The organism is Serratia sp. Ag1, assembly GCF_000743355.1.
Classification (GTDB): Bacteria; Pseudomonadota; Gammaproteobacteria; order Enterobacterales; family Enterobacteriaceae; genus Chania.
The window spans coordinates 1-643 of sequence record NZ_JQEI01000086.1 but is presented as its reverse complement, the minus strand read 5'-3'; the positions used below and the strand labels follow the sequence as shown (position 1 = coordinate 643).

The following is a 643-nucleotide window of genomic DNA, read 5'->3' as shown; positions in this document are numbered from 1 at the left end:
GACCGATACAGGGCAGCTAAACCTGCGATGGAATGGCTCAGCAAATGCTGCGCAATTCAAGCCAGATGGTACCGTTGTCTTCCCTTCCACCGTGTACTCTGGAACTACTGCGTTGATTAAGGCTGGTGAGTATGGCCTTGGTGGTTCAGCATTACATCAAGCGAACGCACTGCAGAATATCTACAAGATGTACAGATTGACTGCCGCGAGCATAAACGTCCCGACCGCCACGACATACGGCGCCATATCAATCCCTATCGATGGTAATGCAATCCCGACGGTCACTTATCTTTTTGTTGATCAAAAGGGGCGACTGAGGACGGGGTTGTCTGATGCGTCAACGGGGACGGGATTAATATCGTATAGCATCTGGGGTGACTACAATACTACAGTAGACGCCAACGGCTTCATCAAGAAAGCCTCTCCGGTCGTCAAGCTGTTCGGTGACGGTAGCAGCGAACTCAACGAGCAAAGCCAGAACGTGACAACTGAGCGCATCAGCGAGGGTGTTTACCGGGTTTCCGGGGTGATGGGTTTTAACAGCGATCCGGCGTGGGGTGGCCCGAATGGTGGAATTGGGTTGCCAAAGGACAATAACGATCTGGCGCTGCTTTGGGTGGATTATGAAGTCGATGAGACGGGT

The 643-nt window shown here is 52.3% G+C and carries 1 pseudogene; it reads left to right on the top strand.

Features of this window, described 5'->3' with window-relative positions:
* Positions 1-643 (top strand): annotated as a pseudogene (locus tag IV04_RS26640) (hypothetical protein); the annotation flags it as partial.